Origin of the sequence: Alcaligenes sp. EGD-AK7, from assembly GCF_000465875.3 — a bacterium.
Taxonomy (GTDB): Bacteria; Pseudomonadota; Gammaproteobacteria; order Burkholderiales; family Burkholderiaceae_B; genus Alcaligenes; species Alcaligenes phenolicus.
Genome location: NZ_AVOG02000012.1, coordinates 257,926 through 272,541 on the forward strand (window position 1 = coordinate 257,926; position 14,616 = coordinate 272,541).

Sequence of the window (14,616 nt, forward strand, 5' to 3'; positions counted from 1 at the left end):
CGGCCTCGCTTACAGGATGCCGGTGGCTTCGGTGAGCAGCCAGATGCCGATCACGAGCAAGACGGCGCCGATGGCGACCGTGAGGCCGAACTGGCCCCACGTCTTGCGGCCTGTGTGGATTTCCGCGTAGGTCCCGTAGGCGTGGTAGCACACGCCGATGAACATGGACGCCACCACCAGCAGAGCCACGAGCATGATGATGTCGTAGCCGTAGTTGCGGATCGTTTCCATGATGCCGTTGCCTGTGCCGCGGGTCGGGTTCTCCAACTGCGGCAGACCCTGCGCGAACGACAGGGCGGGCAGCGCTGCGGTGCCCAGGGCCACGGTGGCGCGCTGGGCAAGACGGGAAGTGAGGATGCAGTTTTGCATGGTCATGCCTTTCAGGTCAGGAGAGGAGGAAGAAAGTCAGGACGAGGTACATCGCGACGAATCGGATGCAGACGCCGAGGAACTGGCGCTGGTTGAGGCGGCTTTCGGACCACCCCACGTAGGCCGTTCGCATGGCCCAGACGCCCCAGACGAGCAGGACCGCGAACACGACGCCGACCAGGACGGTCGCCATCGCTGAAGGCGCGATGCCGCTGTTGGCTTGAAATGCCGAGACCTGGGCGCCGTTCATGGCTTGCCCTCCGTGGTCGTCGGCGGTGATGGCGGGACGACCCGCTCCGTGCGGTAGTCGCCGATCAGTTCGGAGGCGTCGCGCGGCTGGGCGCGCGACGGTGTGAGATGGGCCTGGATGCCGGCGCGCACGCGCGCCAGGTCAGCCAGCAGCCTCGGGTAATCGAAGTGGTAGCGCTCGCCCGGCTGGATGGGGGCATGCGTAGCGCTGTCGGCGACGGTGCGCTCCAGCGCGTCGAGCTGGCGCAGCGCTGCGACCAACTCCTGACGCTGCGCCGGGGACTCGGCCAACGCCATCGAGGACTGACCCAGTACAAGGGCCGTCACGAGAAAAGTGGGCACGCCGCGATGCGCGGCGCGCAGCCAGATCGGAGCCAACATCGCGCCATTCCTGTGTGATCAGCAATGGCTAGATCGTGGAGATCGGGGCTGTTTCAGGCCGCAAACAATAGGAACCTGCAGATGACCGGATTGATCTGCTAGAGGTACTTCTTGAAGCTGCCCGCAGTCAGGCTCACGGCCAGTCCCAGCAAGGCGGCGCTCGGCAACAGGATCAGCAATGGATGCACCGAGATCGGCAGCGCCAGGTACGTGATCCACGGCAGCACGGCCAGCGGCATGAGGCTGGCTTTTGCACGGTGGTAGATGAACCCGGATTCGCGGCCCGCGCCGAACCTGCGCACGTCGCGTCGCACCAGACCGTCAATCAGACCGACGAAGGCGGCCGTGAAGATCAGTGGCAGCGTGAGCACCAGGACCAGCAGGCGCACTAGGAAGGTCAGCGTCGTGAAGGCTGCGGCGATGAGGTAGCTCTCGGCCCAGACATAGACTTGGCTGATGTAGTAGCGGAAGTTGCGCGCCTGCTCGTGGCTGGGCGCGCGGACGCGCTCGGCGGTCTGGCTCATGCGCGCCAGCAGCCCCGAGCGAACGAACACCCATTCGTAGCCTGTATCCACCAACTCGTGCGCCGTGCGCCCTGGCTCCTGCACGACCACGCTGCGCGTGAAGTGGCTGGACAGGTGCCCAAGCTCGTACTGCAACATCTGCTGGGAATGGCGCCAGCCCTGATCCTTCCAGAACAGGTGCATGCCGACGCACTCCACCACGATCGAGAACAGCAGCGAGCCAATCAATACCCCGAGCAGGCGAAATGGCAAGGTGATGGTGCCGACGATCAGACCCTGGCGCTGGTTCTGCTCCCGCTGCGCGGTCGAGGCGGCGTCCTTCATGGCGCGGCCTCGTCGGTACTGTGGTCGGTGTCGGTGGCCACCGCAGCAGGCTCGGCTGGAGCAGCATCGTCCAGCAGGTCATCGGGCAAGGCCGCATCCTGCAAGGCAGGGGAGCTGGTGAAATCCCACCACTGCGTGGCCTCGCTGTAGCTCTGGCGCATGTATCCGGCCAGTTGCTGCAGATCCGCCGGCATCACTTCATCCGGGTCTGGTGTCGGCAGCGGCATGCGAACCTTCCAAAGCTGGCCGCCTTGCAGCAGCGCGAAGCACTGGCCTTTTGGCAGGCCGACTACGTGCGATGGCTCGATCATCGGCACGCTGGACATGCTGATGCGGTCCTGGGTGTTCGACGTGAAATCCGTCGCGCCACGGATGTCCGAGCTATCGGTCGCCCCGGAGACGATGGTGGTGGTATAGACCTCGACCTTCGGCAACTGCCGCGTCAGCAGTTCGGCGGTGGCCGTCTCGCGCACGCGCAGCATGAACAGGTTGTTGAAGTTGCCGATCACCTGGCCAGCTTTCGCGCGGTTGCCGATGCGGGCCTCGATATCCGAGAGGGTCTGTGTGTACGCCGTGACCTGTAGCCCGGCACCGCCGCCCTTGTTGATCAGGGGCACGAATTCGTCACCCATGAGTTCATTGAATTCGTCCGCATGGACATTGATCGGCACGCGCGTGCCAGCGGATGCGCCCGGCAGGCCATCGTCGATCCCGTGCTTGTAGATATGGCCCGCGACCGAAACCAGGTCGGAGAACATGGAGTTGCCGACCGCTGCGGCAACCTCGGCGTCGGACAGCGCGTCCAGTCCCACATAGACGATGGCGCGCTTCCTGATGACTTGCATCCAATCGAAGATCGGGCGCGGGTCGGTCAGGTCGGAGTAATTCGGGGCCAGGAGCTGGGCGATCTTGCCGCTGGTGAGCTTTTCCAGCAGCGGCAGCAACGATGCGACGATCTTGTCGAAGTAGGTCTTGTCGTACCGAACTGCCGAGCGCAAGCCGTCGAGCACCGGGTCGTAGTTGCGCGCCTGGGAAAGGTACTGCTCCAGCGCGACCACGCGCTTCTCGCGCCCGATCATGTTGCGCGGGATGTTCTTCTCGTTGAGCTTGGCCTCGATCTGGACGATCACCTCCCAGGCCTTGGGCTCGGTCTTGGCGAAGTAGTGCTGGGCGTACTCGATAAACAGTGCGTCGATGTTGATGACGTGCCGCTGGATCAGCATGTAGTCCGGGCGCTGCCCCAGTTCCACCAAAGCGCGGGCAATGATGTTGACGAAGCGCCACGCGAACTCCCGGAAGGCCGCGCTGTTGCCTTCACCGGAGAGTTGCCCTGCGATACGGGTGGCGACTTCCGAGATGCGACCGAAGCGTCCTACCGCGTTGTAGCGGGCGCTGATTTCCGGCCAACCGAGGTGGAAGATGTAGAACTCGCCTTCACGGCCTGCGCGCTGGGCTTCGACGTACATCCGCTTCAGGAGATCCGCGTCGCCCTTGGGATCGATAACGATCACGACCTCGTGCTCGCCGGCAGCGTTCTTGCGACGGATGTCCTGAGTCACAAACAGCTCGGCCAGCCGCGTCTTGCCCACGCGCGTCGTGCCCAGCACCAGCGAATGTCCGACGCGCTCACCCAGCGGCAGGCTGACGTCCACCTCGTCGGGTTCGATGCCATGCAGCCGCGGCAGGCCACCTACAGGTGGCAGCGGGCGCACAGGGTTGAACGGAACGTCCCAGCCCGTGAGAGCGGAGAGCCGGGACAGCGGGAACGGCGCAAACTCCAGCCGTTCCTCCAGCCGACGCGCCAGGCGATAGGCCGGTGTCGGCTCCGCGTAGCGGCGAAACTCCGGCCGGTATGTCTGCATGAGCCTATGGGTGTGCTTCTGCTCCCACAGGAATCCGCGCCCGATGAAAAGCCGCTGCTGGCTGACGGGCACATCCTTGCTCGTCATCACGTAACGCGGCAGGCGGCGGATGTTGCGCCTATAACGCAGGATGACGCGAGCGTCGCGGTAGCGGATCGCGCCGTAGGCGCCGAACGCCAGGGCGCTGCCGACGCCCATGGCCGGACTCAGCGCGAGCGACCACGGGGCCACCAGGGACAGAAACGCGGCGCCTGCACACGCTGCGACGGTGTATAGCTCCACCGCTGGGCGTAGCAGAACCTCGACCGGCTGTTTCCCCGACATGGCTTCATTGCTCGATGCCGGTGGCCGTGATCAGCGCCGGGTAATGCCGCAGGCCTAGGCGATCGGCCAGGTCGTCTCCGGCTACGGGCGCGAGCGGCACGCCCGGCACCAGGGCACGCAGCCCTGCCAGGCCCTGCGCGGTCTCGACATTGACCACTAGGCCGACCGCGCCGCGTTCGCGCAAAGCAACGCCGCGGCGCTGCAACCAGGCCCGGGAGGCGTCGTCGTCGCCGATGACCACGAACGGCCGCAGGCCGGGCGCTTCGATCACGCGCCGAGCGACGGTGCCAGGCGTGAGTTTGGTGCTGCGCACCGGCAGCATCGCTGCCTCGTCCGCGGGTGTGGCGGGAACCTGTGGCGTCGGAATGGGCGGCCGGGCCGGGACATCGGCGCGCGGCTGGAGGTTGAGGGCCTCGTAGTACGGCAGCGCCGACGTGCCACCGCGATCTTCGACCACGATCAGCGGATCGCCGGCACGCGATGCCAGCGGCAGACCCGCCAGCAGCACAAGCAGGCCCCGCAGGGCCAGATGGGATTTCGTCATGGGGAAGTCTCCTGGCGCGTGGCGAGCACCGCGGCGTTTGGGCGTGCGCCCTGCACACGCGCGAGATGGCGCGACACGCTGCGCCGGTAGCGGGCGGCGGGCTCGCCGCCCGCAGGACGGTGGTAGCGGCCGATCGCCAACAGCCAGTCTTCGCCGGACGTGTGCTGCTCCTTCAGGATCTCAGCGGCGATGGCGAGGTTGCGATAGGGGTCCAGCAGGTCGCACGCGCTGGTGAAGCGGTGCTTGTGGTAACCGAGGTTGATCTGGCCCAGGCCTGCATCGATGCGCGTGTGGGGCGTGGCGCGCATTGCCTGTTGCAAGCCCGAGCAGGCGTCGGCGCGCGTGGCGAAGCGGCGCGACTGGCCGGCGACATTGAGGGACCACGGCCACGGGACGATGCGCCCGTTGCGCCGAACACCGCTCTCCTGCAAGGCCACGGCGAAGAGCACGGTCGAGGGGATGCCCGCCCGCTGTGCGGCGAGTTGGTAGGCCGGTGGTGGAACCTCCTGGGCATGGACGGCGCAGGCGCACAGGCCGGTAGCAAGCACCAGTGCGCGCAGGAGCTGCGAGACGGAGGTGGCCGCTACGGCTGACGCTGCCATTGGCCGTTCACCTCGCGCACAGCCGCGGGCAAGTCACCGGGCAGGCCCAGCGACAGCCAGCGGCCGCCGTCGTGGTTGAGGGTAATGCTGCCGCTGCGCACGCGCGCCGGGTCGATCTGCGCGCGCTTGGCCCAGTCGCGGATGCGTGCATCGTCCTGGCGGCTGCCCACCATATACAGGTCGAACTCGGCACCCGAGGATTGCAGGCGCTGCACGAGCTGCCCACAGGCCGCGCAGCCGTCCTTGACGAACACCGCCATTCGGCCGCTGCCGCGCGCGGTGCCGGCGCCCGGCCCGTCGTCGGGCAGGTTCACGCGCTGCATGCCGGGGTTCAGGCGCTGCCAGGCTTCGTCGTAGGCGCGTTGGTAGGCGAGCAACTTCTCGACGCGGCGTGCTTCGATTTGCACCTGCAGCTCTGCATAGCGCCGCCGTTCTTCGTCGGTCCGTGCCTCGATGCCTAGGGCAGACAGCGGGTCCAGGTTGGGCGAGTAGATTCCCAGCGGCCCATCCATCAGCTCGCGGTAACGCACCCATTCCTGGGGTTGGAGGCCCCAGTTGCTTGCTACTCGGTCGTCCAGGACGCGGGCGGCCAGCGGGCGCTCCTGGCTCTGCGCATTGCGAGCGGGAGCCGTGGCTGACTGCTGCGCCCACGCGGGCCACTGGACTGAAGCCAGTAGGAGTGCGGAAAGGATGATCGACGGCTTCATGTGGTGTGCTCCGATCAGGGAATCGCCACGCGACGGGTCTGGTCGCCGGCTTGGAACACCGCGGCGCTGCCATCGATTGCCTGCAAGCGCCATGGGCCGACCGCATCACCGGGCAGCAGCACCTGAAGCTGGTCGGGCGTGAAGTCCCCACTGCTCGGCGCGACGGACACGCTGCGCTGGCCGGCGCGCAGTTCGGCGCCGACGATGCGGAACGGCAATGGCGGCGGTTCAGACTTGGCGGCGGGCTTGCTCGATGTGCGCGGCTGGACGGGGGCTGCTGCACGCGCGGCGGTCTGGCGCGTCTTGATCTGCTCGATCTCCGCGCGCAGCGCCTGAAGGTCGTCGGCGGCTGCGTAGCCGCTCAGTGTTTTCTCAACCTGGGAAGCGCGTGCTTCCAGGATTTGGCGGGTGTCTTTGAGGTCCGCCGCCGTTGCGACGGCCGGACGCTGCTGGATGGTCTCGATGGCCTCGGCCAGGGCCACCGCCTGCGCTTCGAGGCGTTGCAGACGGGAATCGAGCCGTTCCTGGTCGGCCTGGTCGCTCATCGCCTGGTAGCCGAGGGCCACGATGACGCTTAGACCGAGCAGCCAGAGCCAGAGCATGCTTTGCACCACCACGGCGGCGGTCGGGCGACGCGAAGATTGCGGAGCGTTCACGGCTGGCCTCCTGGAGTGGAAGGCATCAGCGGGAAGGTCTGCACCGCATCGGCGGCGGTCGGTTCGGGCATGGGTTCGGCGGCCACGCTGTCGCCGGGCCGCTCGAAGCAAATCTGTCGTGCGCGGTCATCCGCGTGCAGTTCCCAGGCCGGACCAGCCAGGGTGAGCAGCGCATCGCGCAAGGTCATGGGACCGAGATGCAGGTGCGCCGCCGGGAGCGGCAGCTCATACAGCTCGATCACGGCATGCGCCGTTTGGCACAGGCTGTAGCCGCTGCGCTTGAGCACATGCCGCAGCCCATCGCCGACCGTGGCGCGGGCATCCTCGGGCATCGACACGTCGATGGTCTGCAACAGCAGGTCGCGCTGCGCCGCTGTAGGGGCCAGTTCGACCAGCGTGTAGCGGGCGTAGCGCACGACCGGGATGTACTCGGGCGCTTCGGGTTCGGGCGCGGCCGAGACTTCCTCGATGGTGTCGGGCGCGACCGGCGCAGTCGTCGTCGCGCAGCCACCGGCCAGCACCGACCAAAGCAGGCCGAAAAATCCCGCCAGCAGGCGGCGTTCGGGATGGTGAAACCAGGGTGGAGAGGGGCACATAGCTCGGCGTCCTGAAACATCGAGCCCTCACCATCGCCGCTCGGGCTACGAGCGGCAGCAAACAATGCGAACCAGACAGCGCCCGATTTGCCGGCAGCGCCTTCACCAAAGAAAGGCCCCAAGTTGGGGCCTGTGAAAATGGGTCTCTTATTTCTCGTCGTCGATGCCCATGCGCTCACGCATTTCGGCGAGGAACGCCTCGGGGGCCATCAGACCATAGCGTGCCAGGCGCACAGGGATGTCCTCCGCATCGAGGTTCCCATCTTCGATGCGCTGCCGCAGGAAATCCGCAATCTCGGCTTCCAGCTTCCGTTGGGTGTCGATGGCTTCGGACGGTTGGGTGTTGGTATTCATGGAAATCTCCTTGGGATGAAAAAAGCGCAGCCACGTCCACGGAGAACGTGGGCGTGGCTGCAAGGTGGGAACAACAGAAATGCCGGCGGCGCTAGGCCGGCTTGTGGCGTGGGAATCAGGCGGCGACCAGTTGCCGGGCCAGTGCGACCTCGACGGAATCACCATCCTGGTTCAGGACATCCAGCCCCGATTCGGGTACATCGCCCGAGGTGGACTGCGAGACCATGATCTTCTTGGCCATCAGTTCGAGGCATGTCATCTGCGAGGAACCGGCGTAGCCGAGATAGATCACGCGCACGGGGTGCTTCTGCCCGATGCGCCAGGAGCGGCGGGCCGCCTGCTGGAGCGAGTACACGTTGTAGCCCGACTGCATGAACACGATTGTCGGGAAATCCAACAGGTCCAATCCCGTCTTGACCAACTCGGGGTTGGTGATGAGCACGTCGATGCCACGATCCAGTTGCTCGGCAATCCAGTCCTCGCGGCGGCTTGCATCCACGCTCGCGCGCAGCACCGCCACCTTGAAACCTTCCTGCTCCAGCAGTACCTTCAGGCGCGACGTGGTGTCGCGCGTGCCGGTATAGACCGTGTAGGCGAGGACCTTGCGGCCCTGCGCCTTCTCCTGTTTGCAGATATCGATCAGCTCACGCTCCTTGGGGCTGATCTCGAACTCGTTGAACTGAGCCGGGACGAACGCCAAGGTGTTGCGCGTGCGCGGATGCACCACGGTTTCCGACCGGAAGCAGCAATCCGGCCAGGCCAGCAGCACGTTGAGGACCACACCCAGCAGAGTCGTATCGCGTCGCGCCAGAGCCTGTTTCAGCTCCGCGGTCAGCCGGCCCGCCAGATCGCGGTAGGCCGCGGCTTGCGCCGTGTCCATCGCGACTTCGCGGAACTCTTCGTCATACGGCGGCAGGACGTTGCCGCCGATGTCCTTGAGCTTGAGGAAGATCGTGAACGGCAGGATGCAGCGCAAGACGCCCTTGGGGCCGAAGCCCGGGGCTTTGACCGTGCGCACCGATACCTTGGTGCCCTTGGCCGTCTTGTGCGCCGTGCCGGCGCTCTCGGAGTAGATGTCCTTCAAGACCCCGTGATCGCGCATGAACGCCATCGCGGCCGAGGTCATGCTGCCGCTCGTGGTCGGGCGGTAGCCGTCTTCGATCATCCGCCCGGGAAGGGCTCGGAACAGCAGGTAGAACAGGTCGTCCCCGTAGCCGCCCATCAACGTGCCGGTCAGCAGCAAGGTTTTGCGAGCCTTCGCCGCCAGCACGCCCATGGCTTGGCCCTGGGCACTGCCGCCGTTCTTGTACTCGTGTGCCTCGTCGGCGATGAGCAGGTCGAACGTGCCTTGCGGCAGGTATCTCTTGATGAACTCGGACGGCTGATAGCCGCCCTCGCCAAACCCGAACTCCATGTTGGCCATCGCGCGTTCCATGCGCGTGGCCTGACGGTCGGAGAACACCAGTTCGCCGTTGCCGTCCATGAGGTTGATGAACTCATGGATGTTGTCGCCGAGCATCGAGGCCAGGAAGCCGTCGCCGAACTTCTGCATCAGCTTCTGCGCGGTGACTTCCCCGATGGTCGGGATGCGCTTCAAGGCTTTGAGGACGGCCGAGGACTGATCGCTGCCGGACAGGCTTCTCGGGCGGATCAGCGTCCACAGGGGGGCGGCGCAGTGGCTGCACTTCCTGCGGGATTCCTCGGCTTCGAGTTCGACCGGGTTGACCGGCTCGCCGTCGAGATCGGTGATGACCGTGCCGCAGTCCGGGCACGCTGCCACGTTGCCGTGGCGGGTACGCCGCTGAGTGAAGACAGGCTTCCAGTGGAACCCCATCCGCATCCTGACGCGCCCCAGGACAAAGAACTCCTGGCCCGTGGGCTGCACGCCCAACTGCTCGCGTAGCTTGATGAGCTTGACCAAGGTATCGGGGCCGTTGAGCACCCACACCTTGGCGCCTGCTACCGTCTCCTGGATCTCGCGCCGCCACTTGTAAACAAGGTGCGGCGGCGAAAGAACCAAGGTGCGGCGGTAGCCTTCGGCGTTGAGCACGGCGGCCGTGGCGATGCCGACGGTCGTCTTGCCGCAGCCCATTTCGCCATTGACGATCGCGGCATGTTCGCCACGGTCAATCAGCAGCTCGGCGGCGGCATGGACGACTTCGGCCTGGGCCTGGAACAGCTTGCGCTTGAGGCTGGCGACGATGAGCTGGCGATGTGCCTGCGGTTGGCCGGTATAGACCGGCGGATTAGCGCTGTTGAGGGCGTCGAGCAGTTCGTCGCCGAACTCGCCGACGAAATCCTGAAGGCTCAGGGTCAGAGGGGAAGATTCCGCATCGAGCAGTTCGCCCTGTACGGGCGCGGCTTCAGCGGCATTGGTTTCGAGATCGAGGGACATGGTGATGCTCCAAAGAAAATGGGGCATGCACCACCCCCAGTGGGGCAGTGGCATGCCCCGTGGTGGGAAGTAAATCGGCGCGTGGCCGAAGGTGGTTGAAGGTGCTGGCCTGGATGGCCAGCGGGTGAACCGTGCTCAGTCCTCGGACGGCAGAACGATGACGGTGGCGCGGCGCTCCGCGTCGGTAACGATGCGAATGGCCAGCCCCGGGTGGATCACGTAGTGCGATGCCAGCGAAGCACCTGATTGAAGCGCGGTGCTGTTGGCCTGCCATTGCTGGACGTTGACGTCGCCCCAGTCACCACGGGTGTGGCGCCTGAAGTACGGGATCGGGTCGAGGCGACCCGAGCGGACCAGGCGGTCAATGCCTTTGCTGAAGATAAGCGCCCCGATGGGGAACGCCAGCCTCTGGCAGTAGGTTTCGATGCGATGTGATGCCATGGGCTCCTCCTTGAAAGGTTATTGAGCCACGACACCCCTGGCGGAGTGAAGTGGCTCCGTCAGGTGGATGAGAATGACGATGTGGGGCCGTCAAATCAGATCTTGCTCCTCGGATAGCTGGACCACCGTGGTTTCATGGTCCTCGCTGGTCTTGACGATCAGTGCCAGGTCCGGCGTGATCCTGAACTGCGAGATCATTAGGTTGTCCTGTTGGATTGCGACGTTGTTGGCTTGGCGGGTGGCCTCGTCGATCTCGCCCCAGTCACCGCGCACGTGGCGCTGGACATAGGCCAAGGGGTCGATCAGGCCTTTGCGTGCCAACCAATGCACCTTCTCGCTCAACTTCAGCGTACCCGGTGCGAACAACGGTTGCTTCTGCGGCGCGGGCCGCTTGAACGGGTTTGCGAACATGGTGTTTCTCCTTCGATGTGGGAATAGCAGGACGGCAGCGCGTCCGGTGAGTCAGCGGATGGTCAACACCTCGCCCCGTGTCGCGGAGCCAGGCGTCATGTCCCACGCGCGGATGACGGGCACAAACTTGTCGGTGAGGATGCGGGTCTCGGCGATCGAGCCGTCTTCGCGTTCGGTGAATTCACGCTGGAGCGTCTTGTCCTTGTGGGTGTCACCTTTGACGACGAGCACGCGCCCGGTCTTGGAGCGCACAACCCCCGAGATCGCGCCCGCGGCCAGAGCCAGGGCGAGATGCCAGTGGGACAAAGCCCGCGCCGGTGGACGCAGCGACTGCTGCGCGGCCCCCAGGTGCGTGTCCAGCGACGGCCAGAGGCCTTGCAGCCTGCCAACCTCGTCGGCGAACTGCTCGGGCTCCATCGTCACGCGGAAGAAATGCTCCGGCTCGGCCGGACTGGCGGGGACGATGTACGGCAGGAACGGCCAATCGCTCGGCAGCTCCTCGGCTTCGACTTCGCCAAGCCCAACCTGCAGCAGCAGATTGCGCACGGCCTTGACGCCATCGGGAGCCTGTTCACGCTGTCGCACCCTTCGGCCGAAGATCACCACCTGCTTGAATTGCGTTTCCACCGCTCGGTAGATGCGCAGGTCCGTGTAGTGGCGTGTCAGCCAACCGACCAACTCCGCGTCGAGCACGTAGCCGGGGACGATGAAGACCAGCACGCCGCCGTACTGCAACAGCGACAGCGAACGCTGATAGAACAGCTTTTCGAGGCGGGCACGGCCCTGGCCTTGGTAGCCGATGTTGCCGTTGACGTCCTTGGACAGGTCGCCATACGGCGGGTTGAGCCAGAGCAACCCGAAGGATTGCTTGGAGACCATCGTGTCCATCAGGTCCGCGTGCAGGCAGTGATCGACCAGGCCGCGGGCATGACGTGCCCGCTCCGGGTCGAACTCGACGGCGAACGCCTTGGCCTGCTCGCGCCCGAGGGCATGGGCGGCTTCGGCGATCGCCACGCCTTCGCCGGCGCAGGGATCGAGGATGCACATCGGCCCGTCGCTGGGCATCAGTGCGTTGAGGGCTCTTTCGAGCGTGGGTTCGTCGGTCGGGTAGTAACCGTTCTTGGCGAAATTGCGGGCAAGCCGCGGGAACATGAGGGCCATGGAAGTCTCCTGGTTGGCGGGGAGGAATGGCGGAAGCACGCCAAGGCGTGCCTCCGCAGGTGGGTCAAGCCGCTACCGCTTCCGGCGTCCAAATCTTGGCCGGATACGGATAGGCGGTGAGTACGTCACTTCGGATCAGGGAACCCAGCGCCAGGGTCAGCGCCGGCACGTCGATGGCGAGCCGATGGCCTTCCAACGGCCCGAGGGCGAACGGAAGGCGGGCCAGCATCTCGCGGGTTTGCAGCAGTTCCAGCACGGTCTCGCGCCAGTGGTCGAGCAGCGGCAACGGGCAGGTGTCCCGCACCAGCATCCACAGGCGGTCAAGCCGGTGGGAGCTGTCGCGTGGCAGCAATGCCAGCGCGCTGGCGTTGGCCTTGTCGGGCTTCACGCAACGCCGGTCGAACAGCCACACGTTGGACAGCGAACCGAACAGCGTTCGCCGGTAGGCGCGGGTCATGCGCTTTTCCAGGCGATCGACGTTGCCGACGAACACCGGGACGCTGCCGCCCTGGTCGGTGATGACGTGGAACTGGTCCAGTCCTTGCTCGTCGCGCCCGAGGGTCAGGCGAGCGAGGAACTGCTGGACGGCGGTGTCGCGCGCCCAGATGGACAGGAAGATCAGGTTGCCCTGGTCATCGCCGACGCAGGCGTCGGCCATCACGTCCGGGCATTCGTCGATGCGGTACAGCGTGGAAGAAGTGTTTGCGGGCATGGTGGTGTCCTCGGATGAACGGGAACAGCACCGCCCGCCGGGGCAAGTACTGCCCCAGGGGGTGGAAGAAAATCGCTCAGTCCGGCTCGAACTGCCGGGTGTGCGGGTTGAAGTGAAGCGCCTCGTCCACCGCGGTGATCGGCGTGAAGCCGTCCAGGTAGATGTTGTTGAGGTACTGGTCGCGGTAGGTCAGCGCCTGCCGCGCCTGTTCCTCGGTAAGGCCGTTGCTGATGAAGTACTCCTGCATTTCCTCGTCGGAAGACACTTCGTCGTTGGACAAACTGCCTTCAACGAGTTTCAACAGTGAGGCGGGGAGCGCAGCCAGGATCGGGTCCATGTCGGTTCCTCCTGACTCAGGCCAACAGCGCCGCGGCGGGTGCCGTGGATGCCGTGGGGGTGCGCCGCCGCGCGTGGTAGGCGCGAACGCCTGCACGCCAGTCGGCGGACTGCTCCGGCGTCATGTCGAGGTAGCTCAACGGGCACGAGTAGTAGTACGGGTGCATGGACTCGTCCAAGGGCTTGTAGCCCCATTGGCTGCCGCTGCGCTCCAGAAGATCGCAGCGGATGTAGCGCAGGGACTGGCCCGGTGCGAGATCACGATGCACGCCTTCGGCCCTGGCCGTCACTTCCGCGACGGACCAGAGGACGTTGCCGCGCAGCGTGTGGGCGATGACCTTCACGCTGGCGCGCTCGGTCTCCTGCGGTGCGATCAGTTCCGCGATCAGTTCAGACCGCGATTGGGGAGAGAAATACCAGCCCATGAGAGGCCTCCTGAAGAATGTAGAGCCAGAGGCCTCCCCGTGGGGAAGAACCCCCAGCGGGTGATGGAATGCCGCGTGTGCGGCGATGGAATGCAGTGCGGGCTAGGAACCGCAACCGGCCGGGCAGCAACCCAGCGTGATCCCATGCGAACAGCAGCCGTTTTCAGCGAGCCAGTCCTGGGTTTCCTGCCGTTCGGCGGGTGTTGCGTAGTCCCATTCCTGGGTCGCGATTTCCAGCGCATGAACGCGCTGGCTTTCCGGCAATCGACTGGCTTGCGCGTCGATCTCCGAGCTGAAAAGCGTGACCCAGTGATCCCAGGACAGGCCGCAACCACGTTGGGCATGCTCGGCGGCCGTCTTGCAAACGGCGCGCCACGCGGTTTCGTCCAGCGCGGAACGGGGTGTATCGCAAGTGATGATGGACATGATGGAGACCTCCAGAAGAAAGCCGAGGCCACCCCCGCATGGGGAAGGAACCCCGGCGGGTGGATGAAGAACACCGCGGATGCGGTGTCTGCAATCACGCAGGTTGCAGTTCGGCCTGGCGGCTCCACTCCTGCGTCTTGAAGTCCAGCGCGTAGCCCAGTTCGCCCAGGCGGGCGATCTGCGCGCGCAGGGTGCGGCGGTCGATGGTCGAATCCAGCTTCACAGACTCGCCCAGCGGCCACAACAGGCCGAACAGCGCGGCGTCGCCATCCTCGGTGCTGCCGGGGGCAGCAGCCGCAGCAGGCGGCGCGTCCACGCCGAAGGGCGTGGTATCGACCAGCGGGTCCGCGGACGTCTGCACGGGTGCAGGTTTGGCGGACCTGGATGCCTTGGCGGGCTTGGCCGGCGTTGTCGCAGGCTGTGTCCCTTGCTCTTCATCGAGCGGATCGACTTCCTGCGGAGCAAAGCTATGTGCTTCGGCCTTGCTCAGCTTGTCGATGCCGAAAAGTGTCATACCGTCCAGGTTGGCGCGCATCTCGAAACGCATGCTGCCGTCGCTGATCGGATAGCCTTTGAGGAAGATGTAGCGAAGAACGAATTCCCCTTGGTACTTGCCCTCGGGGTATTGCTCCAACTCCGCGTCTTTAATCGTGAACTTGCCGAGTTGGCATTCGAGCTTGCCAACGTTGAACTTTCCGTTGCGGCCGTGAATGGTGCGCAGCGCGAGCTGGCCCGGGACGATGATGGGCGTGGCCGATTTCTCGGGTGCCGATGTGACTGCCATGATGCTTCTCCTTGAGGAATAGGAAAAAGGCAA

General features: G+C 65.4%; 20 protein-coding genes. All 20 read right to left on the minus strand.

Going from position 1 to position 14,616, the window contains the following annotated elements; all coding sequences use genetic code 11:
• Window positions 1–9 precede the first annotated feature (9 nt).
• The 20 genes from N879_RS09830 to N879_RS09925 all read right to left on the minus strand — a co-directional run bounded on the left by N879_RS09830 (window position 10) and on the right by N879_RS09925 (window position 14,583).
• Window positions 10–369, minus strand: a complete 360-nt coding sequence (locus N879_RS09830) for a TIGR03745 family integrating conjugative element membrane protein (protein WP_009459670.1) — start codon at window positions 367–369, stop codon at window positions 10–12.
• A gap of 16 nt (window positions 370–385) precedes the next feature.
• Window positions 386–619, minus strand: a complete 234-nt coding sequence (locus N879_RS09835; RefSeq protein WP_009459672.1) for a TIGR03758 family integrating conjugative element protein — start codon at window positions 617–619, stop codon at window positions 386–388.
• Window positions 616–999, minus strand: a complete 384-nt coding sequence (locus N879_RS09840) for an integrative conjugative element protein, RAQPRD family (RefSeq protein ID WP_009459674.1) — start codon at window positions 997–999, stop codon at window positions 616–618. The genes N879_RS09835 and N879_RS09840 overlap by 4 nt, the downstream gene beginning before the upstream one ends.
• A 98-nt stretch (window positions 1,000–1,097) precedes the next feature.
• On the minus strand, window positions 1,098–1,847 hold the full coding sequence (locus N879_RS09845; protein WP_009459676.1) for a TIGR03747 family integrating conjugative element membrane protein: 750 nt from the start codon (window positions 1,845–1,847) through the stop codon (window positions 1,098–1,100).
• Window positions 1,844–4,033: a type IV conjugative transfer system coupling protein TraD gene (gene traD / locus N879_RS09850; RefSeq protein ID WP_009459677.1), complete on the minus strand. Its 2,190-nt coding sequence runs from the start codon at window positions 4,031–4,033 to the stop codon at window positions 1,844–1,846. Before traD ends, N879_RS09845 begins: the two co-directional genes overlap by 4 nt.
• Before the next feature lie 4 nt (window positions 4,034–4,037).
• On the minus strand, window positions 4,038–4,577 hold the full coding sequence (locus N879_RS09855; RefSeq protein WP_009459678.1) for an integrating conjugative element protein: 540 nt from the start codon (window positions 4,575–4,577) through the stop codon (window positions 4,038–4,040).
• Complete coding sequence (locus N879_RS09860; protein ID WP_009459679.1) at window positions 4,574–5,179, minus strand: transglycosylase SLT domain-containing protein; 606 nt, start codon at window positions 5,177–5,179, stop codon at window positions 4,574–4,576. The genes N879_RS09855 and N879_RS09860 overlap by 4 nt, the downstream gene beginning before the upstream one ends.
• Window positions 5,161–5,886, minus strand: coding sequence for a TIGR03759 family integrating conjugative element protein (locus N879_RS09865; protein WP_009459680.1), 726 nt, complete (start codon window positions 5,884–5,886; stop codon window positions 5,161–5,163). The genes N879_RS09860 and N879_RS09865 overlap by 19 nt, the downstream gene beginning before the upstream one ends.
• A gap of 14 nt (window positions 5,887–5,900) precedes the next feature.
• A complete protein-coding gene (locus N879_RS09870) occupies window positions 5,901–6,542 on the minus strand; it encodes a hypothetical protein (RefSeq protein ID WP_009459681.1) in 642 nt (213 codons plus the stop codon).
• Window positions 6,539–7,138 carry a PFGI-1 class ICE element type IV pilus protein PilL2 gene (gene pilL2, locus N879_RS09875; protein ID WP_009459682.1) on the minus strand — a complete coding sequence of 200 codons (600 nt, stop codon included), beginning with the start codon at window positions 7,136–7,138 and terminating at the stop codon, window positions 6,539–6,541. Before pilL2 ends, N879_RS09870 begins: the two co-directional genes overlap by 4 nt.
• A 147-nt stretch (window positions 7,139–7,285) precedes the next feature.
• The gene (locus N879_RS09880; protein ID WP_009459683.1) at window positions 7,286–7,492 is read right to left on the minus strand and encodes a hypothetical protein; all 207 of its coding nucleotides are present in this window, start codon (window positions 7,490–7,492) and stop codon (window positions 7,286–7,288) included.
• A 115-nt stretch (window positions 7,493–7,607) separates the two neighbouring features.
• Window positions 7,608–9,887: a helicase-related protein gene (locus N879_RS09885; RefSeq protein ID WP_019726337.1), complete on the minus strand. Its 2,280-nt coding sequence runs from the start codon at window positions 9,885–9,887 to the stop codon at window positions 7,608–7,610.
• A 135-nt stretch (window positions 9,888–10,022) separates the two neighbouring features.
• On the minus strand, window positions 10,023–10,328 hold the full coding sequence (locus N879_RS09890; protein ID WP_009459685.1) for a hypothetical protein: 306 nt from the start codon (window positions 10,326–10,328) through the stop codon (window positions 10,023–10,025).
• Between the two features lie 90 nt (window positions 10,329–10,418).
• Window positions 10,419–10,739, minus strand: coding sequence for a hypothetical protein (locus N879_RS09895; protein ID WP_009459687.1), 321 nt, complete (start codon window positions 10,737–10,739; stop codon window positions 10,419–10,421).
• A 51-nt stretch (window positions 10,740–10,790) separates the two neighbouring features.
• Entirely contained in the window at window positions 10,791–11,939 is a 1,149-nt protein-coding gene (locus N879_RS09900; RefSeq protein WP_219805742.1) for a DUF6094 domain-containing protein, read from the minus strand.
• A 25-nt stretch (window positions 11,940–11,964) separates the two neighbouring features.
• Window positions 11,965–12,612 carry a hypothetical protein gene (locus tag N879_RS09905; RefSeq protein ID WP_019726336.1) on the minus strand — a complete coding sequence of 216 codons (648 nt, stop codon included), beginning with the start codon at window positions 12,610–12,612 and terminating at the stop codon, window positions 11,965–11,967.
• A gap of 76 nt (window positions 12,613–12,688) precedes the next feature.
• Window positions 12,689–12,949 carry a hypothetical protein gene (locus tag N879_RS09910; RefSeq protein ID WP_009459691.1) on the minus strand — a complete coding sequence of 87 codons (261 nt, stop codon included), beginning with the start codon at window positions 12,947–12,949 and terminating at the stop codon, window positions 12,689–12,691.
• 16 nt (window positions 12,950–12,965) lie between these two features.
• Entirely contained in the window at window positions 12,966–13,373 is a 408-nt protein-coding gene (locus N879_RS09915; protein ID WP_009459693.1) for a hypothetical protein, read from the minus strand.
• A gap of 102 nt (window positions 13,374–13,475) precedes the next feature.
• A complete protein-coding gene (locus N879_RS09920) occupies window positions 13,476–13,799 on the minus strand; it encodes a hypothetical protein (protein ID WP_009459695.1) in 324 nt (107 codons plus the stop codon).
• A gap of 94 nt (window positions 13,800–13,893) precedes the next feature.
• The gene (locus N879_RS09925; RefSeq protein WP_009459697.1) at window positions 13,894–14,583 is read right to left on the minus strand and encodes a DUF3275 family protein; all 690 of its coding nucleotides are present in this window, start codon (window positions 14,581–14,583) and stop codon (window positions 13,894–13,896) included.
• Between the last annotated feature and the right edge of the window lie 33 nt (window positions 14,584–14,616).